The sequence below is a fragment of the Nonomuraea sp. NPDC001684 genome (assembly GCF_053596515.1).
In genome coordinates this window covers 1-15,990 of the sequence record NZ_JBSFGJ010000210.1, presented here as the reverse complement: position 1 = coordinate 15,990, position 15,990 = coordinate 1, and the positions used below count along the sequence as shown (strand labels likewise).

At 71.4% G+C, this 15,990-nt stretch carries 14 protein-coding genes; 6 read left to right on the top strand and 8 right to left on the bottom strand.

What is annotated here, in order from left to right; all coding sequences use genetic code 11:
• The coding region (locus ACWCSD_RS30200; protein WP_449919852.1) for a methyltransferase domain-containing protein at positions 1-626 on the bottom strand (626 nt) is incomplete at its 3' end.
• 90 nt (positions 627-716) lie between these two features.
• Between ACWCSD_RS30200 and ACWCSD_RS30195 the strand changes: the two genes are divergently transcribed.
• Positions 717-1,676 (top strand): YbhN family protein, encoded by a 960-nt coding sequence (locus ACWCSD_RS30195; protein ID WP_397165020.1) that lies wholly within the window; start codon positions 717-719, stop codon positions 1,674-1,676.
• Here ACWCSD_RS30195 and ACWCSD_RS30190 read toward each other — a convergent pair.
• From ACWCSD_RS30190 to ACWCSD_RS30175, 4 genes are read right to left on the bottom strand one after another with little or no spacing between them, the layout of a single operon-like run.
• A complete protein-coding gene (locus ACWCSD_RS30190) occupies positions 1,577-2,641 on the bottom strand; it encodes a glycosyltransferase family 4 protein (protein ID WP_449919848.1) in 1,065 nt (354 codons plus the stop codon). The genes ACWCSD_RS30195 and ACWCSD_RS30190 overlap by 100 nt on opposite strands.
• A 3-nt stretch (positions 2,642-2,644) precedes the next feature.
• Entirely contained in the window at positions 2,645-3,574 is a 930-nt protein-coding gene (locus ACWCSD_RS30185) for a glycosyltransferase family 2 protein (RefSeq protein WP_358282610.1), read from the bottom strand.
• Positions 3,575-3,632: 58 nt separating this feature from the next.
• Positions 3,633-4,460, bottom strand: coding sequence for a hypothetical protein (locus ACWCSD_RS30180; RefSeq protein ID WP_449919846.1), 828 nt, complete (start codon positions 4,458-4,460; stop codon positions 3,633-3,635).
• Positions 4,461-4,493: 33 nt separating this feature from the next.
• Positions 4,494-6,521 carry a glycosyltransferase family 39 protein gene (locus ACWCSD_RS30175; RefSeq protein WP_449919843.1) on the bottom strand — a complete coding sequence of 676 codons (2,028 nt, stop codon included), beginning with the start codon at positions 6,519-6,521 and terminating at the stop codon, positions 4,494-4,496.
• 65 nt (positions 6,522-6,586) lie between these two features.
• Between ACWCSD_RS30175 and ACWCSD_RS30170 the strand changes: the two genes are divergently transcribed.
• The 5 genes from ACWCSD_RS30170 (at position 6,587) to ACWCSD_RS30150 (ending at position 13,007) form a co-directional block, all read left to right on the top strand.
• On the top strand, positions 6,587-8,092 hold the full coding sequence (locus ACWCSD_RS30170) for a hypothetical protein (protein ID WP_449919840.1): 1,506 nt from the start codon (positions 6,587-6,589) through the stop codon (positions 8,090-8,092).
• A gap of 143 nt (positions 8,093-8,235) precedes the next feature.
• On the top strand, positions 8,236-9,870 hold the full coding sequence (locus tag ACWCSD_RS30165; protein ID WP_449919838.1) for an LCP family protein: 1,635 nt from the start codon (positions 8,236-8,238) through the stop codon (positions 9,868-9,870).
• 172 nt (positions 9,871-10,042) lie between these two features.
• Positions 10,043-11,242, top strand: coding sequence for an acyltransferase family protein (locus ACWCSD_RS30160; RefSeq protein ID WP_358282599.1), 1,200 nt, complete (start codon positions 10,043-10,045; stop codon positions 11,240-11,242).
• A 56-nt stretch (positions 11,243-11,298) separates the two neighbouring features.
• The gene (locus ACWCSD_RS30155; protein WP_449919836.1) at positions 11,299-12,261 is read left to right on the top strand and encodes a glycosyltransferase; all 963 of its coding nucleotides are present in this window, start codon (positions 11,299-11,301) and stop codon (positions 12,259-12,261) included.
• Between the two features lie 38 nt (positions 12,262-12,299).
• Complete coding sequence (locus tag ACWCSD_RS30150) at positions 12,300-13,007, top strand: acetoacetate decarboxylase family protein (protein WP_397165029.1); 708 nt, start codon at positions 12,300-12,302, stop codon at positions 13,005-13,007.
• Here ACWCSD_RS30150 and ACWCSD_RS30145 read toward each other — a convergent pair.
• From ACWCSD_RS30145 to ACWCSD_RS30135, 3 genes are all read right to left on the bottom strand, one after another.
• Positions 13,004-13,888 (bottom strand): glycosyltransferase family 2 protein, encoded by an 885-nt coding sequence (locus ACWCSD_RS30145; RefSeq protein WP_352321577.1) that lies wholly within the window; start codon positions 13,886-13,888, stop codon positions 13,004-13,006. The genes ACWCSD_RS30150 and ACWCSD_RS30145 overlap by 4 nt on opposite strands.
• Positions 13,889-14,074: 186 nt before the next feature.
• Positions 14,075-14,842, bottom strand: coding sequence for a CDP-alcohol phosphatidyltransferase family protein (locus ACWCSD_RS30140; RefSeq protein WP_352321579.1), 768 nt, complete (start codon positions 14,840-14,842; stop codon positions 14,075-14,077).
• Positions 14,820-15,860: an iron-containing alcohol dehydrogenase family protein gene (locus ACWCSD_RS30135; RefSeq protein WP_358283907.1), complete on the bottom strand. Its 1,041-nt coding sequence runs from the start codon at positions 15,858-15,860 to the stop codon at positions 14,820-14,822. Before ACWCSD_RS30135 ends, ACWCSD_RS30140 begins: the two co-directional genes overlap by 23 nt.
• Positions 15,861-15,990 lie beyond the last annotated feature (130 nt).

Here is a 15,990-nt window from a genome sequence, read left to right as displayed (position 1 = left end):
GTGGCCAGCACCGGGAACGTGTAGTCCCAGACGTGGAAGGCGCGCAACATCCGGCGCAGCCCCCGCCGGGTCCTGAACCGCTCGTAGTAGTGGTCGGCCCGGCCGAAGGCGCGCACGTAACGGTCGGCCAGCGCGGGCGGCAGGTACGACAGGAACGGCAGCTTGTAGTGGGGCTCGACGACCCCGAGCCGGTTGCCGAGCCCGAGGTAGAGCACCCCGGTGTCGGACAGCACGCGGTGCATCTCGGCCACCACGGCGTCGGGGTCGACCACGTGCTCGTAGATGTGGTTGAACACCAGCACGTCGATCGACCCGTCGGGGAAGGGCAGCGCCGTGCCGTCGCCGCAGACGAACGCCACCCGCTCGCCGAACCGGTCGGCGGCCTTGCGCAGCCCCGGCACGTCGATGTCGATGCCCAGCGTGTGCTTGGCCCCGGCCTGGGCCAGCTCGTCGGCGATGAACCCGGCCGAGCAGCCGACGTCGCCCACGGTCAGCCCGCCGAGCGGCCCCTGGAAGTGCTCCAGTACGGCGATGATCTTCGCGGCCTTGCGGCGGCGTTTGTCCTCGTCGAGCATGGCCGACTGGAATTCGGAGTACTCGAGCTGCGCGACCCGTTGCTTGCCCACGTCGCCCAACAGTACCCGCGCCGCGGGCCTCGGCAGGCTGACCTGGCCCACATGCTGGCTCTCCCCCGGGCTCCCGCGTAGCCTGGGCTGATGTTGCGCCGCCTGCTGCGCGTCCTGCTCGCGCTGGTCGCCCTCGCCTTCCTCGGCTACGGCCTGGCGCGGAACTGGCACGACACCACGCAGGCCCTCTCCAGGCTGTCGCCGTGGGCGGTGCTCGGGGCGTTCGGCGCGGTGCTGGCCGGGCAGGTCTGCATGCTGGCGGCCTGGCGGCAGATCATGGCGGGGCTCGGCACGCGGCTGCCGCTGCGGGTGGCCGGACGGATCATGTTCGTGGGCCAGCTCGGCAAGTACATCCCGGGCGCGGTGTGGGCGTACGCGGCCATGATGGACCTCGGGCGCGACCACGGGAGCCCGCCGCGGCGCACGTTCGCCACGATCTCGCTCGGGCTGGTGGTCAACCTGGGCGTCGGCATCTCGATCGCCGCCGCCACGCTGAGCTCGCACGAGGCCGTCCGGCGGGCCTGGTACGTGGTGCTGCTGGTGCCGGTGATCATCGTGTGCCTGCATCCCAGGGTGCTCACCTGGGGGCTCAACCTGGCGCTGCGCATCGCCCGCAAGGAGCCGCTGGAGAGCGTGCTGCCCGGCCGCACGGTCGTCGTCACGGTGGCCTGGACCGCGCTCGGCTGGTTCGTCTACGGCCTGCACACCTGGCTGCTGTCCGGCCGCCCCGACCTCTACCTGGTGGCGACCGGCGCGTACGCGTTCGCCTGGTGCACCGGCATCCTGGCCTTCGTGGTGCCCGCCGGGGTGGGCGTGCGGGAGGGCGCGCTTGTGCTGGTGCTCGGGCCGGTCATCGGCACCGCTCCGGCCATCGCGGTGGCGATCGTGTCGCGGCTGGCGTTCACGCTGGCCGACGCGGTCGCCGCGGGGGCGGCGTTCCTGCTGGGCCGTCAGAGGCCGAGCAGCGCGCCCGCGTACGCGGCCCAGAACGGCTCGGGATCGACCGCCTTGACCCCCGACCGCAACCTCTCCGGCTCGCCCGAGGCGTAGAAGCGCTCGATCGCCGCGCGCAGCGCCCCGGCGTCGCCCGGCTCGACCAGCAGGCCGTCGACGCCGTCGGTCACGTGGTCGGCCAGCGCGCCCACCCGGGTGGCGATCACCGGCACGCCGTGCTCGTGGCCGAGCCAGACGTTCTGGCTGGCGGTGGCGCTGCGGTACGGCAGCACCAGCGCGTCGGCCGCGGCGAACAGCTTCGGCACGTCGGCGGCGGGGACGTACCCGGGCCGCAGCTCCACCCTGCCGGCCAGGCCCAGCTCGTCGATCAGCGCCTTGGTCTCGTCGAGGCCGCCCCAGAACTCGCCCGCCACGGTCAGCGAGATGCCCTCGGGCAGCGCTCGCAGCAGCAGGTCGAGCCCCTTGTACGGGCGTACCATCCCGAAGAACAACAACCGCCGGCGCACCCCGCCGGACTTCTCGGCCGACGTGGACGGCAGGTGCGGCGGCAGCCCCGCCACCCCGACCGGCCTGCCCGGCGCGAGCCCCCTGGCCAGCTCGGCCTGCTGCTCGGAGTGGGCCAGCACGCCGTCGACCCGCCGCAGCAGCGCCCTCATCAGCGGCTGGTCGTACGGCTTGCGCTCGTGCGGCAGCACGTTGTGGCAGAGCGCGACCGTCTGGGCCTTACGCCGGATCCCGGACAGGATCCCCAGGTACGGAGGAACCTGGACGGAGCTCAGCACCGCCAGCACCACCAGGTCGGCCGTGCGCAACCGGCGTCCCGCCGCGTACCACCCGTCGGGCCGCCGCCAGTCGAGCCGCCGCGCGGTCCGCGGGTACGGCGTGCCCTCGGGCTCGGAGATCGTCTGCTGCCCGGGGTAGAGGAACGACGGGTACTGGGCCCGCCACGACTCGATCACCACGTCGTGGCCCTGGCCCGCCAGCCGGTGCGCCAGCTCGGTGGTGTGCTGCGCCCCGCCCCCCTTGTACGGATGGGTCGGGCCGACGATCGCGATGCGCACGCGCTATTCCCCCCGCGACCGCACGATCAGGTCGGCCAGCAGCGCCACCGAGCCGATCAGCAGGCCCGACAGGAAGATCATGACGGTGTTGGCCGGGAAGTAGAACGGCTGCCGGATCATGTCCCAGACGCCCTTCACGAGCCCGATCGCCACCAACCAGAGCGCGGGCGGCATGAGCACCTTGAGCGGGTTGAAGTACATGATCATCCGCAGCACCTGCAGGATGTAGCGGTAGGCGTCGGAGACGAAGCTGAACTTCGACTTGCCGGCCCGCTTGGCGTACTCGATGGGCAGGTAGTAGACGTCGTGCTGGTTGGACAGGAACGACAGCGTGATCGTCGTGACGCAGGAGAACCCGGGCGGCAGCAGCCGCAGGTAGGGGCGGGCCACCGACTTGCGGAAGGCGCGCAGCCCCGAGTTCAGGTCGGGGATCTTCTGCCCGGCGAGCTTCTCGGCCACCTTGCGGATCACCCACTTGGCCGGCACCCGCAGGATCTTGTGCGACCCCTCCTCGGTGGTGCGCGCGCCGACGACCTGGTCGACCGTCTGGTCCTTCTCCAGGATCTGGACCAGCTCGGGGATGCGCTCGTTGGGGTAGGTCATGTCGGCGTCGGTCCAGACGACGATCTCGCCCCTGGCCTCCTGCGTGCCGATGCGGCGCACGGTGCCCGAGCCGCCGTTGCGGTGGAAGGCGCGGATGCGCAGGTGGGGGTACTCGGGCGCGGCCTCTTCGAGCCGGGCCAGGGTCTGGTCGGTCGAGCAGTCGTCGACGGCGACCAGCTCGTAGGTGTAGCCGCTGGAGTCCATCGCCCGCGTGATGCGCTCGACCTCGTCGATGACGTGGTCCTGCTCGTTGTAGCAGGGCAGGACGATCGTGACGTACGGCGCTTCTTCCACGGCAGGTCCACTCTTGGGGGTCTCAAGCGTGCTCACGGGGGTCGAGGGTACTCTGCCCCGCTGGAAGCCGAGTCCACATCGACGGGCTTTACGCTCACTTGATCAGCTGTGACCATCCTACGCCGGGCATCCTGAGCATCTCCTGACCCACCGCCTTGGCCCTGGCAGGGTCGTCGAAGCGCACGTACAGCACCTCGGGGATCTCGGCGAGCGTGGGAGGCCGGGCGTCGCTCCGATAGAGCCGGGCCAGCCGCAGCCCGAACGGCTTGTCCTGGAGGAACACCTCGGCCACGCCGTCCAGCTCGCGCAGCCGGGCCACGACGGCGTCGCGCTGCGCCTCGGTCGCCACCGTCCGGCAGGCGGCGTCCTCCTGCCACTGACCGCACATCACGACGGTCAGGTCCGCCTTGCCCCGCCAGAAGTCGGGAATCCGGGGCAGGAGCAGGACGCCCTTCTCCTCGGCCAGCCCCCGCCGGACGGCGTCGTAGTCGGCCGGTCCGCGCACCCCGCCCTCGATCATCGGGATCCAGTTCGCATCGGGGGGCCTGGTCAGGCCCTCGGTGATGATCGCCGTCTGAGCCCAGCGCCGCTCGACCTCGTCGGCGGGCACCAGCGTGGGCGCGACCGCCTCGGGGATCCGCCGGACCAGTGCCAGCACCCGCTCCGCGGTGCCCTGCGGGCAGCCCTGGGCGCCCTCGGTGCACAGCGTGACGGTGAAGCCATCCACGACGGGCAGCGCGCCGACGGGCGGCGGCGAGGGCAGGAGCGAGCGCAGGTGCAGGTACCAGCCGCCCCCGCCGAGCGCCGCCACCAGCAGGACGGCCGCCACGATCATCGCCGCCGTCCTCTGGTGGGCCCTGATCCAGGGCCGTAACCACGGCTCCCGGTCGTCGCCGAACGACAGCTCGTCTGTGTCAGACATGTCCAGAACTATCGCGATACGCCCTGAGCGGGGTCAACCCACCGCCATCCATACGTTCACCCGCAAGGACCACGTCCCGTTGGGCGGGTCCACGAGCGAGCGCTCGTCCTGGCGCGTGACCAGGCCCATGATCTGCCGCGGCGTCCCGTAGGGGGCCACCTGGGCGGGGTCGGCGGCCAGCACGACCGGCACCCGGCCGGCCGCCCTGACCCGCTCGACGGCGGCCCGGACCTCCGGCTCCGCCGCCAGGTCGGGCTCTCCGGGCGGCCGCTTCACCTGCGCCGCCGGACGTCCGCACATCCCGCGGACGAGCTGGGTGAAGCGGTCGCCGGTCACCCGCTCGACGAACAGCACCGACGCCTCGGCCGGAAGCGCCGCGCACATCGACCGGACCGCCGCCGCCTCCCCCCGCTCGACCGGCGTGAACGCGGTGCCGATCGAGGTCACCACCGGCGGCGCGAGCACCAGCAGCACCCCCGCGACCGTCGCCCACCGCCGTACCCGCTCCCGCGGCCACGACCGCTCGCGCAGCCAGCCCAGCCCCCACACCGCCAGCACGATCAGCCCCGGGATCACGACCGGGACCAGCCGCCGGGAGGCCCACGGCTGGTCGGGGGTGATCTCGGGCCGCAGCAGCGTGGTGATCGTCGTCCAGCCGATCACCGCCAGCGGCAGCAGCCAGACGAACGGCCTGCCGTCGCGCAGCAGCCTGCGCAGCAGCACGGCCGCCGCGACCGTGGCCAGCACGACGGCCGGGATGCCGATGTACCAGGTCACCCAGTGGAGCGAGAGCTCGAAGTAGAGCCGGTCCGCCTGGACGGGCAGGCCGTTGGCCTGCTGGATCTGGGCGATGAACTCGGCCGTGCGGGCGTCCTCGGCGTTCGCGGCCTTCCTGGTCACGGTCTGGAACCAGGGACGGGCGTACAGACCGGCCATCACCAGCACGACCAGCGCGGCCCCCGCCGTCGGCAACCACCGCGGCGGCCGGAACCTGGCCAGCTTGGGCGCGACGGCCACGCCGACCGGCGTAAGCACGAGCACGACCGCGCAGATGAGCAGCAGCGGCACCACGGACCCGGACAGATACTCCAGATACGGACGGGCCAGCACGTACGCCGCCAGCAGCCCGAGCCCCGCCCCCGCCACCAGCCCCGCCAGCAGCGGCAGCCCCACCGCGCCCTGCGGCCTGCCGGAGCGCCGCATCGCGACCAGCAGCCCCGCGTACGCCAGCACCGGCAGCACGTCGCGCAACCCGTCGACCCTGACCAGCACGGCCAGCCCCAGGACCAGCCCGGCCGGCAGCCCCTGCCGCCAGCCGGGCCGCTCGGCCTCGATCGCGTCCTGGGCCAGCGCCAGCCCGCCGAACAGCAGGATCAGCGACGGGATCTCGCTGAACGTCGTGCGCGAGGTGTAGAGGATCGGCAGGCTCACCGCGAACGCCGCCGCCGCGAGCACCGCCCACCGGCCACCGGCCAGCCGCGCCGCCACCCCGGCCACCGTCAGCACGGCCAGCGCCCCCAGCACGGCCGGCACCGCGAACGGCGCCCCCAGCCAGTCGCCGATCGCGAACACCAGCGGCGGCCCCGGCATGAACTGCGGCACCACCCCGCCGTCCACCGCATACGTGCCGACGCTGTGGAAGTACAGGGAGGGGTGGTGGCCGCCGAACGCCGCCGCCTGGTCCGGGATCGGCAGCGAGCCGTGCCCGGCGATCCAGGCGGCGTACTGGGCGTAGGTCGCCGGGTCGCGCCGGACCAGCAGCTGCTCGGAATGCATGACGACGTTGAACACGCCCGACCCGGCGGCCACCGCCACGACCCCCGCCACCTGCCAGGGCGTGGCCTGGACGCCCTGACCCGCGCCCCGCCTCCCGCGCAGGACGCCGCGCGTGCCCGCCCAGCACAGCAGCGCCGCCGCGGGCACTCCGAGCAGCACCGCGGGCAGCGGCGCGAACCGGCCGGCCAGCAGCAGCGGCAGGCCCGCGAGCAGCCAGCCCGCCAGGACGAGCGCGGGCGACACCGACAACGCGGCCAGTACGCGGCCCGATCGATCACGTTCCATCGGTGAGCGAGCGTATCCAACGCCGCGGTCACGGCGTCCGCGGAAACGCGGGTAGCGTACGCGAGGTGCAGGAGGAGCGGGATGACCAGCGGCTGAGACCGGAGCCGCGCGCGGGGACCCCCGCTCGCGTCCCAGAACCCAAGTGGTTCGCGCGCGTCCGGGAGGCCGGATGGTGGCGGCGGCACGGCTGGTTCGCCGGGGTCCTGGCGGCCGGTGTGGCCCTGCGCGCGCTCGCCATGCTCGGCTACCGCCCGGCCCTGTGGTTCCCCGACTCCTACACCTACATCGTCACCGTCTTCCGGCCGCGCCCCGACCTGGTGCGCCCGGCGGGCTACTCGATGTTCATGAAGCTCCTGGAGCCCTTCCACGGCTTCTGGGCGGTCACCGCCGCGCAACATCTGCTCGGCCTGGCCACCGGCGTCCTCGTCTACGTGGCCGCCCGCCGGGCCCCGCGCTGGGCGCGCACGCTGGCGGCCGTGCCCGTGCTGCTCGACGCGTACCAGGTCGAGCTGGAGCACCTGCTGGTCTCCGACACGCTGTTCCTGTTCCTGGTCGTGGCCGCCGTGGCGCTGAGTCTGACCGAGAAGCGCGCCACCGTCGCCGCCATCGGCCTGCTGCTGGCCGCCGCCACCCTGACCAGGACCGTCGGCCTGCCGCTCATCGTCGTCCTGGCCTCGTGGTTCGTGCTGCGCAGGCGCGTGGGCCTGGCCGGGGTGCTGCTGGCCGCCGCGCTGGTCCCGGTCATCGCCTACGGCGGCTGGTTCTACGCCGCCCACCACCGCGTCGGCCTGGTGGGCGCGAACGGCGTCTTCCTCTACGCCCGCACGATGTCCTTCGCCGACTGCGCCAGGATGAACCCGCCGGCCGACCTGCGGGTGTTGTGCGACCCCCGTCCGCCGGAGCTGCGCCCGCCGTCGCAGGAGTACATCTGGAGCAAGGACTCCCCGCTGGTGAAGCTGCCGGGGATCACGTTCTCGAAGGCGAACGACGACCTGGCCTCCAGGTTCGCGACCCTCGCCGTCACCAGCCAGCCGCTCGACTACGCGGGCTCGGTGCTGGCCGAGCTGGCCCGCACGTTCGCGTGGGGACGGCCGGTCTACCCCGACGCGGAGGTCTACGCCTACTACGAGTTCCCGGTGACCCCGCCCGGCCCACCTGGCCGCTATCCCGCGCAGGTCGGCGCCGACTATGCCAAGCTCTATGAGCAGGGTGCGATCGGTACGGAGATCGTCGAGCCCTACGCCGGATGGCTGCGGGGCTACCAGAGCGTGGTGCGCCTGCCCGGCCCGGTGCTGCTGGCGCTCCTGCTCGCGCCGCCCGTCGCGGCCGCCGTGCGCCGGGCGCGGGGCCTGCGGCACGCCGGTCCGCCGGCGTGGGCGGCGCCCTGGGCGGCAGCCGTTGTGTTGCTCGTCACACCGCCCGCCGTGGCCGAGTTCGACTACCGGTACGTGCTCCCGGCCGTGCCTCTGGCCTGCCTCGCGGCGGCCCTGAGCGTCCGGCCTGACCTGCGGGGACGGTCAGAAAGCGGGAAAGACTTTGGCAATGATATTCCACGAAATGTCCGGCTCTGAGTATGCTGTGCCGCGGAAACATCACGCCCGGGTCACGGTCGTTTCCGGCGGTCATGGCACCGGGCACGCCGTACGTGACCTAATCTCGTGGCGCGGAGCGACCAAGCCGGCGCGTTGGCGCAAGGAACGAGGCTAGGGGGCGTATGAGTGACTACAGGAGCGCGTCCGTCCAGGACGCCAGGGTCGCCCCCAGCGCTCCGGGCAGCCGGATGGCGCGAAGGGCCGCGGGCTCCCCGCCTCCCCCGCCCGACGACCGGCCCCCACGCGGCCACCGCGGCGACGGCGGCGGCGGTCAGGGCAAGATGCGGGTGCTGGCCTGGGTCAGCATCGCCGCCACCACGGTCATGGTGGCCGGCGCGCTGACCGGTTACACCGTCTACCGCGACGCCTTCGGCAACATCACCCAGAAGAGCGTCAAAGAGGACATCATCAACCCGCGTCCGCGCGACACGGGCGCGCTCAACGTGCTGCTCGTCGGCTCCGACACCCGCGCGGGCAAGGGCAACGCCAAATACGGCCAGCAGCTCGCCAGGACGGCCGACGCCGGCGGCAAGCGCACCGACACGATCATCGTCATGCACATCTCCCCCAACCGGGACAAGGCGCGCCTGATCAGCTTCCCGCGCGACTCGATGGTGCAGATCCCGAAGTGCAAGAACGAGACCACCAAGGCCGAGATGCCGCCCCGCCGGGACATGATCAACTCGGCGTACAACTCCGGCGGCATCGCGTGCACCATTTCCACGATCGAGACGCTCACCCAGATCCGCATCAACCACTTCGTCGAGGTGGACTTCAGCGGCTTCAAGAACATCGTCGACGCCCTCGGCGGCATCGAGATCTGCCTCAAGTCCGGCGTCAACGACAGGGCGTCCCATCTCGTCCTGCCTCCGGGCAAGAGCCTGCTCAACGGCGAGAAGGCGCTCGGTTACGTACGTCTGCGCCACTACGGCGACGGCAGCGACATCCAGCGCATCAAGCGCCAGCAGATCTTCCTGAGCAAGGTCATCGCCAAGGCCACGAGCAGCGAGCTGCTCACCGACATCGGCAAGCTGACCGGTTTCATCAAGGCGGCGGCGGGCTCGGTCACCATGGACCCCGAGCTGGCCAACGACACCCAGCAGCTCATCGACATCGCCACCAGCGCCAAGGAGCTGACCGCGGGCGGCGTGCAGCTCACCACGATCCCGTGGCTGCCCGACCCGCAGGACCCCAACCGGGTGATCTGGAAGGAGCCCGACGCCTCCGCGCTGTGGGCCTCCATCATCAGCGACACCGAACTCCCCGACCCGACCCCGAGCGCGAGCGCCAGCGCGAGCACCAAGCCCAAGGTCACGCCGAAGCCCGAGCAGGTGAAGGTCCAGGTGCTCAACGGCACCACCACGCCGGGCAAGGCCCGCCTGGTGGCCGACGAGCTGGCCAAGCAGGGCTTCAACGTTGTCGGGGTGGGCAACTACCAGGCCGCCGACGGCGCGAGCCTGCCCTCCAGCGAGATCCACTACGCCAAGGGCGCCGCCACCGGCGCCGACTACGCGGCCGTGCTGTCCGGCGCGGTGCTGCCCAAGCCGGCTCCCTCGGCGGGCAAGGTCACCGCGACCAACCCGCAGCCCTACACCTCCGGCACGACCGGCACGGCCGCCGGCGCGGGCGGCAAGGGCACCCCGGTGATCCAGCTCGTGGTCGGCTCCGACTTCAAGTCGGTGAAGGTCACCAAGCTTCCTGACAGCGTGAACAACAGCACCATCACGGCCGCCGATCAGAAGAACGTGTGCACCTGAGGCTCCAAGTTCCCTGTGGAACCGGACTTCTGGTGAGACAGGGACCACTAGATCGGGATAATGTTTGCGGGTCGGCGACGCAGCGCGACACGGCCGCTGTTAAGGCGGTTGTAAGTATGAAATGTCAGAGTTGCGTCGTGCACCCCGGCCCCTAGCGAAGCTGAGCTCCCCAGTGTCTGACACAAAGTTCTCTCCACCGGTCACGACCCCGCGGAGCCCTGACGGCCCCGTCGAGGAAGGCGGGCCGGCGAACACTGGAGCTCGCTGGCCCCTGCCTCAGGAGTCCGTCTGGGGCAACCAGACCGACCCCCACGGCATCGCGACGGGCGAGCGCCCCGAGGAGCGGCAGGAGCCCGCCGAGGAGCCCGAGCCGCCCAAGCGCAGGCGCGACCCCTACCTCGACAACGTCAAGTTCATCCTGATCGCGCTCGTGCCGCTGGGCCACTCGCTGGTGCCCACGCTCTCGACCCATTCCTCCAGAGCGCTCTACATCTACATCTACATGTTCCACATGCCGCTGTTCGTGATGATCAGCGGCTACCTGTCCAGGAACTTCTGGAACTCCAACGCGAAGACGAACAAGCTCGTCGACACGTTCGTCGTGCCGTACGTGATCGTGGAGATCGGCTACGCCGCCGTCCGCTACGGGCTCGGCCAGAAGTGGAGCCTCACGATCATCGATCCGGCGTGGCTCAACTGGTACCTGCTGGCGCTGCTGTTCTGGCGGTTGTCCACACCGGTGTGGAAGCGGATGAAGCACCCGGTCCCGGTGGCCATCGTGATCTACATGTTCGCCGGCTTCTCGCAGATCACCGGCGACTTCAGCATGGACCGCTTCTTCGGCCTGCTGCCGTTCTTCGTCATCGGCCTGGTGATGCAGCCCGAGCACTTCGAGATGCTCAACAAGCTGTGGATCAAGATCGCGTCGGGGGTCACGCTGCTCTGCGCGGCGGCCGTGGCCATCGTCATCGCGCCCAAGGCGCCGCTCGACCCGTTCTACTTCAAGCACAGCTTCCAGGACATGGACCTGTCCTGGTGGATGGGCCTGCTGCTCAAGGTCGGGCTGCTGGTCTGCGCCCTGGCGATGTCCTTCGCGGTGCTGGCGCTGGTGCCGCGCGGCGAGACCTGGTACTCCGACCTCGGCACCCGCACGCTCTACTGCTACCTGCTCCACGGCATCCCGGTCCTGATCGCCAAGGACCAGGGCTGGCTGGCGCTCCCGTGGCTGCACGGGCCGCTCGGCGTGCTCGCCATCGCGTGCAGCTCGTTCGCACTGGCGATCGTGTTGTGCCTGCCGGAGACGCGCACCGTCTTCAAGTGGGTGCTCGAACCCCGCCTGACCTGGCTCTATCGCCGCCCCTCTGGAAGTTAAGCGGCCCTTTCACCTGAGTTAACGCCTTTGACCTGGTAGGCGCGGAGCATCGACGCATGCGCGCATGTGTCGCCACCACCGTCCATCATCCCGAGGACGCCCGGATCATGCACCGGCAGATCAGGGCGCTGCTCGACGCGGGCCACGAGGTGACCTACGTCGCGCCGTTCACCTATTACAACGTCACCCCGGCCGTCGGGCTCACCGCCGTCGACGTCGCCCGGCAGGCCCCGTACGGGAAGGCCCGCGCGGCGCTCAGGCGCGGCGTGCGGGACGCCGACCTGCTGATCGTGCACGACCACCGGCTGCTGCGCGCGCTGCCCCACCGGCGCCCTCCGGTCGTCTGGGACGTCCGCGAGGACGTCTCGCCCAGACGGCGGGCCCGCGCGGAGAGACGGCATCACGTGATCACCTCCGCGGAGGTGCCCGAAGCGACCCTGGTGTCGCCCAGCCCGCCCCCTCCCGGCGACGCCAGGGTCGTGCACATCGGCCGCCTGTCGGCCGAGCGCGGCGTGGCCGAGCTGATCGCGCTGGCCGAGCGCCTGGCGCCGCACGGCATCCGGATGGACCTCATCGGCGCCGCCGACCGCGACGTGCGCCCGCTGCTGCGCGACGCCCAGCGCGTCGGCCTGCTCGACTGGTTCGGGTACGTGCCCAACCGGCACGCCCTGCGCATGTCCGAGGGCGCGCTGGCCGGGCTGTCCCTGGCCGCCGACACCGTGACCGGGCCGCCCACGAAGATCCTCGACTACATGGGCCGCGGCCTGCCGGTGATCGCCACCCCGCAGGCCGCCCCGCTGGTGCGGGCCGTCGGCTGCGGCCTGGTGGTGCCCCGGGACGTGGACGCGCTGCTGGACGCCGTCCTGGACCTCAAGGAGGACCCCGTGCGCCGGGCCGACCTGGGAGCGGTCGGGCACGCCGAGGCCCGGCTGCGCCACCACTGGCCCGACCGGGCGGCGGACTTCGTCAAGCTGGCCGAGTCGTGGGCGGCACTGCCCGAACACGCGCTGGCAGTGTAGGAATGGCCAGCGGGCTCCCGGGTTGATGTACTGGACCCATGGCATCGCATCTGATCCAGGGCCGGACGGTGGGCATGCCTGTGCGAGTGCAGGACGCGGAGGTCTGCAGCGCCTTCTACGCGGTGCGGGCCGACGCGGCGCGGGCGGTGATCGCCTATTCCGGCCTCGACGTGGCCGAGGTGTTCCCCGGCAAGGCCGTGTGCGTGCTGGTGTTCGTCGACTACCGCGACGGTGACCTCGACACCTACCACGAGTTCGGGATGGCCTTCCTGATCCGGCGGCCGGGGGCGGCGGGCTCGGTCGGGCTCGGCGACCTGCGCGGCGCGGGCGTCTTCGTCCACTGGCTGCCCGTCGACCAGCGGTTCACGCTGGAGGCGGGGCGGACGATCTGGGGCTTTCCCAAGGAGCTGGCCGACATCGAGCTGCGGCTCGGGTCGCCGTACAAGCGGTGTGTGCTGCGCAAGGACGGCAGGCTCGTGCTCGACCTGCTGATCAGGCCCGGCGTGCCGGCGCCGGCCGCCATGGCGCCGCTCGACGCCTTCACCCATCTGGAGGGCGTCACGCGGCGCGTCCCCTGGTCCGTACGGGCCGGGGGCACGCGCGTGCGGCCGGGCGGCGCGCTGATCCGCCTGGGCAACCACCCCATCGCCAAGGAGCTCAGCGAGCTGGGGCTGCCCAAGCGGGCGCTGTTCGCCTCGACCGTCTCCCATGCCTCGATGACCTTCGGCGAGGCGGAGGCGGTCTAGACGATCGGCGGGCGGCCGAGCTTGACCATGCGCCAGGCGGTGCGCCAGGCCATGGGACGACGCTCGCCCGCGGGCGTGCGCAGCCCTTCGAAGAACCCGGAGAACCACGCCTTGATCGCGACCCCCGAACGGCGCTCGCGGATCAGGGTGAGCACCACCCAGTTGGTCAGGTAGAGGAACGCCAGCGGCCACGGCAGGTTGCGCCGCGCCAGCCAGACCCGGTTACGGGCGTTGAGCTGGTAGAACTGCGCGTGCCTGGTCGGCGGGACCTGCGGGTGGTACATGACGGTCTCGGCGTCGTACTCGATCCGGTAGCCCTCGCCCAGCAGGCGCCAGGCCAGGTCGGTCTCCTCGTGCGCGTAGAAGAACCGCTCCGGCAGGCCGCCGACCTGGAGGAAGGCAGAACGCCGCACGGCCGAGGCGCCGCCGAGGAACGTGGTGACCGGCGAGGAGCGCTGCGGGTCGCCCGCGCGCAGCCGGGGCACGTGCCGCCGCTGGCCGACGCCGCCCTCGGGGTCCATCACCCGGAAGGAGATCACCGCGAGGTCGGGCTCGGTGGCGAACCGGTCGCGCACGTGGGCGACGACCTTCTGGTTGGCGTACCAGCCGTCGTCGTCGAGGAACAGCACGACGTCGCCGGAGCACTCCTCGACGCCGCGGTTACGGCCGGCGGGAATGCCGGTGTTGTGGTCGAGCCGGATCGTCTTCACGACCGCGGCCGAGCCCTCGGGTGGCGTGGCCGACACCTGGGGCACGTCGGCGCCGTTGCCCACGATCACCACTTCGACGTCGCCGTCGACCTGGTTGAGCGCGGACTCGACGGCCCGGTTCAGCTCCGCGACCCGGTTGCCCATGGTGAGGATGACGCACGAGATCTTCAACGGGTCATCGTCCTGACGCGTTGAGGACACGAGCGGAGCATTCTTTCATGATCACCGAGTCTGCTGGTCTGCATCTTGTTGACAATGGTGGAGCTAAGCGTATCGGAACCGATGGTGAACCCCCACCGAACGGCGGACGTCCGATCAATACGACGGACGGGAAGCTCCTCCGGTTCCGACATGAGATCACCCAAGCCGCCTCGACGCCATAATGCTGATCAGATGGAGCACGGTCTGCAGCGCGGCGGCGATCGCGCAGGCCACGATGAGCACGCGGGAGGCCCCGAGCGTGCCGGTCGCCAGGTCGATCACCGCGGCCGCCACCGCGAGCAGCGACAGCTCGATCGGCTGCATGATCCGATGGAACTTGGTCGCCGCCAGGATCCTCCTGCCCAGACCGAGCAGCCCCGAACGGAACTGCACCGCCGACGCCTCGGAGGACGCGCCCAGCCCGCCCTTGGCCCGCGCCACCTCCACCAGGTCGGTCTCGGCCTTGATGAGGATGGCGCCGAGCGCGGCGGCGAAGCCGAGCACGGTGTACCAGTCGGGCAGCACGGCCGAGGCCCGCCAGCCGAGCCCGGCCAGCACGGCGGCCTCGGTGAAGTAGGCCCCGACGCGGTCGAGGTAGACCCCGGCCAGCGACGTCTTGCCCGTCCAGCGGGCCAGCTCGCCGTCGGAGCAGTCGAGCAGCAGGTAGACCTGGACGAGCAGAGCGGCCAGCACGGCCGCCCACAGCCCCGGCAGGGCCAGCACGAAGCCCGCCGCGACCCCGGCGACCGTCATCACCCAGGTGAGCTGGTTGGGCGTGACCGACGTCTTGCTCGTCAGCCACGTGACGTAGATGGACAGCCGGCGCATGTAGAGCACCCCTGCCCAGTGCTCGCCGTTCCTGCGGTCGAGGTGGCCCTCGGGCTGGGCGACCCGCCGCAGCTCAGCTACCGAAGGCCCGGACATAGTCCCCCACCCGATCGCGGATCTCGGAGTCCTGCATGCGCAGGTGCTCCAGGATCGTGTAACGGCCGGGACGGGTCGACGGCGCCAGCGCGACCACGTCGGCGAACTGCTCGCCGGTCAGCCCGATGTCGGCGGGCACGACCGGGAGCTCGTGCCGGCGCAGGCAGTCGACCACCTGGGCCACCCTGGCGGCGTCCTCCCGCAGGAAGAAGCAGAAGGCGGCACCTATGCCGGCGAGCTCGCCGTGGTTGGAGGTGCCGGGGAAGAGCTGATCCACGGCATGAAGGATCTCATGATCTCCACCGCTCGCGGGCCGCGACGACCCGGCGACGACCATCGACATGCCCGACAGGATGAGCGACTCGGCCAGGACGGTCAGGAACGCGTCGGACTCGATGCCGTCGCTCCGGCCGACCAGCGCCTCGGCGGCGGTGCGGGACATCGAGCAGGCCAGGCCGTCGATGGGCTCGCCGCGCTCGACGTTGCCGAGCTGCCAGTCCTCGATCGCCGACAGGTTGCTGACGACGTCGCCGATGCCGGCCCTGACCAGCGACTTCGGCGCGTTGTGCACGAAGTCGAGGTCGACCAGGATGGCCAGCGGCATCGGCACGCCGAAGGTGCCCTTGCCCCCCTCGTAGACGAGGGAGGCGGTGGGCGAGCAGATGCCGTCGTGGGAGAGGTTGGTGGCCACGGCCACCATGGGGATGCCCGCGAGGGAGGCGGCGTACTTCGTCGCGTCGATCGTCTTGCCGCCGCCGACCCCGACGACGACCTCGTAGGCGCCCTTGCGCAGGTCGGCGCCGAGTGAGACGGCCGCCTCGACCGACCCGTCGCTCACCCTGAACACCTCGGCCTCGCCGAGGGTGGGGGCGATCAGGCGCTCGATGTGGTCGCCCTGGCCGGGCCCGACGGCCACGGCCACCCGGCCGGAGGTGGCCACGCGGCTGTCGGCCAGCAGGGCGCCGAGCTCGGCGACGGCGCCGCGCCTGACCTCCATGGTCAGGGGCGCCGGCAGCATCCTCGCTAGAAGCGGCATGCGCGCTCCCTCTAGTAGCGAACGGCTATACACATGTTCCGCAACTACGACGGCGTGCTGAAGGTCGACGGCGAGGTCGGCAACAAGAAGGCCTACGACCCGCGCGCCTACG